This is a genomic window from Streptomyces longisporoflavus (assembly GCF_014649775.1).
Taxonomy (GTDB): Bacteria; Actinomycetota; Actinomycetes; order Streptomycetales; family Streptomycetaceae; genus Streptomyces; species Streptomyces longisporoflavus.
In genome coordinates this window covers 1-1,022 of the sequence record NZ_BMTR01000118.1, presented here as the reverse complement: position 1 = coordinate 1,022, position 1,022 = coordinate 1, and the positions used below count along the sequence as shown (strand labels likewise).

Genomic DNA, 1,022 nt, shown 5'->3' with positions numbered 1-1,022 from the left:
CTGGGCGCGTTGAGTGATGGCGCGGAGAGTGCCGCGGTGGTGCGTGGTGTCGCGGGGGAGCTGGGCGGGACGGTCTTCATGTTCCCCGGGCAGGGTTCGAAGTGGGCGGGTCTGGGGCGGGAGTTGTATGACGCCTTCCCGGTGTTCGCGAAGAGCCTGGATGAGGTTTGTGAGCGTTTTGACGGGCAGTTGCCGTTTGCTTTGAAGCCGGTGTTGTTGGCGGAGGAGCCGGAGGGGCGTGAGCGGACGGATGTCGCGCAGGCGGCGCTGTTCGCGTTGCAGGTGAGTCTGTATCGGTTGGTGTCGCAGTACGGGCCGCAGCCGGGTTTCCTGATCGGTCACTCGGTCGGTGAGATCGCTGCGGCTCATGTGTCCGGGGTGCTTGATCTGGATGCGGCGACGCGTCTGGTGGCTGCGCGTGGTCGGGTGATGCAGTCGGTGAGCGAGCGCGGGGCGATGCTGGCGGTGCGGGCCTCGGAGGCCGAGGTGGGCGGGCTGCTGGCCGAGTACGGCCGGGTGGGTATCGCCGCGGTCAACGGGCCGGAGTCGGTGGTGGTCTCCGGGCTGCGCGAGGAGGTCCACGCGCTGCGGGATCGTCTCAAGGCCGGGGGCCGGTCGGCGAAGCTGCTGGAGGTCGATCACGCTTTCCACTCGCCGTTGATGGATCCGGTCCTGGAGGAGTTCGGGGCGGCCCTGGGCGACCTGTCGGGCGGCGCGCTGAACATTCCGATCATCTCGACGCGGCTGGGCCGTGAGGCCACGCTCCAGGAGCTGACCTCGGCCGCGCACTGGGTGGAGCACGTGCGGGCGCCCGTCCGCTTCTTCGACGCGGTGGAGTCTGCTCGTTTGGCGGGTGCGGATCTGTTCCTCGAAGTGGGGCCCGGCGCGACGCTGGCGGGCCTGACCACCGATGCCTTCACCGGTGAGGGCGTGACGGACGCGCTGGTGGTGTCCGCGTCGCGGCGTGACCGTCCGGCAGCGGAGGCACTGGTGGGTGCGCTGGCCCAGCTGCATGTGCGGGG

1 protein-coding gene is annotated in these 1,022 nt (G+C 69.9%); it reads left to right on the top strand.

Going from position 1 to position 1,022, the window contains the following annotated elements; translation table 11 throughout:
• Window positions 1–1,022 (top strand): acyltransferase domain-containing protein (locus tag IE226_RS43660; protein WP_190087095.1); only part of this gene is annotated, 1,022 nt, incomplete at both ends.